4 protein-coding genes are annotated in these 4652 nt (G+C 68.7%); 3 read left to right on the forward strand and 1 reads right to left on the reverse strand.

All coding sequences use genetic code 11. The features are described 5' to 3' along the window. The gene (locus VFB40_RS28600) at nucleotides 1-174 is read left to right on the forward strand and encodes a DUF397 domain-containing protein (RefSeq protein WP_349261487.1); all 174 of its coding nucleotides are present in this window, start codon (nucleotides 1-3) and stop codon (nucleotides 172-174) included. On the opposite strand, the gene VFB40_RS15210 is transcribed toward VFB40_RS28600, so the two are convergent. Continuing rightward, nucleotides 152-1378: a helix-turn-helix domain-containing protein gene (locus VFB40_RS15210; RefSeq protein ID WP_324851181.1), complete on the reverse strand. Its 1227-nt coding sequence runs from the start codon at nucleotides 1376-1378 to the stop codon at nucleotides 152-154. The two genes, VFB40_RS28600 and VFB40_RS15210, sit on opposite strands and share 23 nt — an antisense overlap. A 374-nt stretch (nucleotides 1379-1752) precedes the next feature. Between VFB40_RS15210 and VFB40_RS15215 the strand changes: the two genes are divergently transcribed. After that, nucleotides 1753-2994: a helix-turn-helix domain-containing protein gene (locus VFB40_RS15215; protein WP_527249198.1), complete on the forward strand. Its 1242-nt coding sequence runs from the start codon at nucleotides 1753-1755 to the stop codon at nucleotides 2992-2994. Continuing rightward, nucleotides 2991-4652, forward strand: a 1662-nt coding sequence (locus VFB40_RS15220) for a S9 family peptidase (protein ID WP_324851185.1), incomplete at its 3' end; no start/stop codon positions are given. The genes VFB40_RS15215 and VFB40_RS15220, both read left to right, overlap by 4 nt.

Genomic DNA, 4652 nt, shown 5'->3' on the forward strand with positions numbered 1-4652 from the left:
ATCTGGCGCAAGTCCAGCTTCAGCACCGGGCAGAACGACTGCGTCGAGGTCGCCGCCACGCAAGCTGGTGTGCTGGTGCGGGACTCCAAGAACCGCGAGGCCGGCTTCCTCACCGTCTCCCGCAACGCATGGGCCAAGTTGCTCTACGAGATCAAGAACAGCCAGGCCAGCTAACCGCATCGAACCGGTCGCAGAATCCCGCGAACCCAGCCGGCCCGGCCGCCTCACGCACCGGCCGCAGACGCACGAGAGTCCGCAGCGATGCCACCGGTCCTTCGAGGGCGTCGAGCACCACAGCGGCCTCGCTGACCGCCTGATCAAGCTCGCCCCGCGCGGCGAGATCTGCCGCGCGCTGCGCCCGGTAGATTGCCGCGTTACGCGGTGACAGGCCGGCATCACACAGGTCGTTCTGATAAAAGGCTGGACTGCCGAGGAGGGTGCGGCCTTTCGCTTCCTGCACGGCGATCTCGGCTGGGCCTGCGAACGCGAGCCAGGGCGGATCATCGTCCGGCTGATCATGGTCGAGCTCGCGCCAGGCACGGGTGATCGCCGCCTTGAAACCACCGCCGTCCCCCATGGCCGCGTTGGCTAGCGCTTCCCGGGCGGCGATCAGCGCGTGCAGCCGCGGCGACGAGCGACGGCGCGCCAGCCCGGCCGCCTGCGCGGTCAGCCAGAGGGCCTGGCGGACCAGGCCGGCACCCGCGGCGGGGGCCATCTCGGTGAGCAGCAAGGACATGCTGAGCATCGCGTGAATGGCGAGTTCGTCGTCGGCGGCATGGCTGGCCCGCTGGAGCGCATCGGTGAACAGGCTGCGGGCCCGGGCCGGCTGGTTGCTGTCCAGGCACGCCCAGGCGGCGCGGATCGCCAGCTCGCCCGCTACTCGCATCAGCTCGTGCCCGACGTCGTCTGCGTAATCGGCTTCGTCGGCGAGGCGGGCGGCGCGCCGCCACAGCCCGAGTGCCTCCTCGCGCGTGCTAGCACCGCCAGCAGCCTGTTCCTGCGCGTGCAGTCGGCACGCGCACGCGCGCAGGTACTCCAGGGTCGCTTCGGTCACCGCAGATGAGGTGGCCGTGCGGTTCGCTGGGCCGGTCTCGGCCAGGTCCGGGGTGTCCGCAGCTTCCGGGGTGCTCATGATCAGCGGCAGCAGCATGCGGCGAGGCATCGCGATCGTGTCGGCGAACCGCAGCAGCTCGCGGATGTCGTACAGCGTCTTGCGCTCGCCGGCTTCTATCCGCCAGATGCTGCTCTGGGAGCAGCCCAGCATCTGCGCGAGTTGCTGCTGGGACAGACCGGTAGCCGCGCGGAAGATCGCCATCACCGCGCCCAGATCCAGGCGCGCCAGCGCGCCGCGGAGCAGCGGCGAGTCCCACACCCACATGGGGACGCGGCTATTCCGGTCGTCAACGCTCGGCGGGGTCCGCGCCGACCGGATGCATCCAGCGCAGAGCACGTCGGGGTTATAGCGGCTCAGCACCGTGGCCCGGCAGCCGACGCACAGCCGCTGCGGTGCCCCACCAGCCCGTTGCCGCTTCAACTTCACCAGTCTCCCGAGAATGCCTCGTTACCGGTGATCGCGGTATCGTGAGCACAGGTGTGGTCGTGACGTTGCGGGCAGTGACGTCATGACCGACATCAGAACGCCGGGGACGTTTTTCTCGCAACGACCAGAAATCCCGGAGGTGCGTGATGACCGGATCCAGCGCGCCCCTGCCCGAGCGAAAACGCCGGAGTCCGGGTCGGCCGCCGAAACCAATGGATGGCGAACAATCCGCCCTCGGCCGGCTCGGCGGGCTGATTCGTGACCTGCGGACCGGTTGCGGCCTGACGCTGACGGATCTCGGCGCCCTGACGGGTTACTCCTGGCAGCATCTCAGCGCGGTCGAGCGCGGCCAGGTCGTCCCCTCAGAGGCCGTGGTGACCGCCTGCGAGCACGCACTCGCGGCCGGCGGCCAGCTGACCGCGGCTTTCCCGGCTGTCGTGCGCGAGCAGGCCTGGCAGCGGCACAAGCGAGAGGCAGCGCGCCGCGACGCGAGCGCGTGGCACGACCTCATGCCGGATACCGCGCTGTCCCCTGCCGCGGTTGCTAGCTCTTCGGCGGTGACCGCGGGGACCGTGCTGACGCTCGAGGAAGTCACGGACCGGCATCGTGTCCTCTACCACAGGCTGTCTTCGGCGGAGATGCTCATCCCGGTCGAGGCCCACCTAAGTCTCCTCGCATCCCTCCTACGCGGAGTCCATCCCGAGCCGCTACGGCACCGCGTCGCCTCCGCGGCGGCCGAGGCAGCCGGGTTCGCGGCCTGGCTGTGGCACGACCTGGGTGATCAGTTCAAGACCGGCGTCTACTACCGGATGGCGGACAGCCTCCTCGCAGAAGCCGGCAACCCCGCGCTGGCTGGATACGTCACCGGCTACCGCGTTCTCGCGGCGGACGCGGACGGCTCCCGTACTGAAGCCGCCGACCTTGCCGAGATCGCCAGGGCTCGGATCCCGGCTACCGCATCGAAGCTTCTGAGGTCCTGGCTCGCAGCGATCAGCGCGAACGCGCTCGCCCTGACCGGCGGTGATCGCGAGGCCGTGGAGCTGCTTGACCAAGCACAAGATCTCTTCGACGCGGCGGAGGAAAGCGAAGCCTGGATGTATGACTTCGACCGCGGCTCGCTTGCCGCGTTTCAAGGTCAGTGCCTGCTCCGGCTCGGACGACCGGACGAGGCTGTGGCCGCGTTCGCGGCTAGCTTGACAGGGCTTCCCGACGAGTGCGAACGGCGCCGGGCCAGCGTGATGATCGACCTGGCGGAAGCATGCCTTCCCGTCGGTGAGGGAGACGCGGCGCTTGACTACGCGCGCCAGGCTTTGCTTGTCTTCGCGGTCCGCGGCTCGGTAGATGGGGTGCGCCGGGTGAGGCGGGTCCACGACATACTTGATTCGGCCGGTTACCGGCGCCAGGCCGACGATCTCGATCAGCTGATCCGCGGCAGCCTGCCGGACGGGGCGTGACTGGCCTGGCCGCTCGGCATGTCGCCGAGGCCAGTACCACCTACGACGAAACGCGGATTACTCCTCAGGGAGTTTTCTGGCTGGAGGGCCGCGCCAGCGGCCAGGACGCGGTGGTCTGCTGGACCCGCGAGCAGGGCCGTCGGGACATCACGCCTGATGGCTTCAGTGTGGGGTCGTTGGTGCATGAGTACGGCGGCGGCGCTTGGGGTGCGCGCGACGGAACGCTGTGGTTCTGCGACTCCGGCAGCCAACTTCTGTACAAGACCACCTGCACCGGAGCGATCCCGGTCGTTCCAGCACCAGGTGAGCCCGGGTCGCACCGTTACGCGGACCTGTGCGTCGATCGTGACGGCCGTCATCTTTGGGCCGTGCGCGAACGTCATGAGCACGGGACCGTGATCAACGAGCTGGTCCGGATCACCGCGGACGGCAAGACGTCGCCGTCAGTCGTGGCCTCGGGCTGGGACTTTTACGCGTTCCCCCGGCTCAGTCCCGACGGTCGTCGGCTGGCCTGGACGTGCTGGAACGCGCCGCTGATGCCGTGGGACGGAACATATCTTTACGTCGCGGACATCGCCCCCGACGCCACGTTGGGAGCCCCGGTCCTGGTAGCGGGAGGACCAGAAGAGTCGGTCTTCCAGCCACAGTGGAGCCCTCGCGGCGTCTTGCATTTCGTGTCCGACCGCAGTGGCTGGTGGAATCTGTACGCTCGGGAGCCTTACGGCGATGCCGTCGTCGTGGATTGCGACGCCGAGCTCGGAGTCGCCCAGTGGGAGTTCGGCTACTCCACATACGTGTTCCTCGGCGGCGACCGGATCGCGGTCCTTGCTCAGCGCGGCGGCTCACAGACGGTAGAGATCGTCGGGTCGGGGTCACGCCGGAGCTTTGACTTGCCCTTCACGTCGATCAAGCCGTACCTGTCCGCTCGTGGGAGCACCGTCGCCTTGATCGGCGCGAGCCCGGTGGCCACCCCCTCGGTCGTGCTCGCCGACGTCGACACCGGGGCGGTCACCAGCATTGCCGGTGAGGAGCCTCTTGGGCGTTCAGTCACGCTGTCGGCGCCGGAGCCATTTGTGTTTACTGCTCGGGACGGACTGCGCGTCCACGGGTTGTACTACCAGCCGTGGCGTGCTTCGTCAGGTCCGCCGCCGCTGGTGGTAAAGGCGCACCCCGGGCCGACCGCTAACTTCCCGATGCGTCTCGACTGGCACACCCAGTACCTGTGCAGCCACGGATTCGCCGTGGCCGAGATCGACTATCGCGGCAGCACCGGATACGGGCGCTCCTACCGGAACGCCCTGCGCGGCCAGTGGGGCGAAGGCGACGCCCTCGACAGCGCGGACGCCGCCGGTTACTTGGGGCGTCAAGGCCTGGGCGACCCGCAGCGGACAGCCATCTGGGGCGCGAGCGCCGGTGCCTACACCGCGCTTCGCGCCGTGATCCTCACCGACGTGTTCGCGGCGTGTATTGCGCGGAGCCCGGTCATCGACCCGGGAACCTGGAGCCGCGCCGCACCCAAGTTCCAGGCACATCAAGCCCAGCTCCTCGTCGGCGGCCAGACTGGCGCGCCGCTCGATTACCGCACACGATCGGTGCTTGTCGACGCGCACGCGATCAGCTGCCCGGTCTTGCTGATCCACGGCGGGAACGACCAGATA

The organism is Actinocrinis sp., from assembly GCF_035650855.1.
Lineage (GTDB): Bacteria > Actinomycetota > Actinomycetes > Streptomycetales > Catenulisporaceae > Actinocrinis.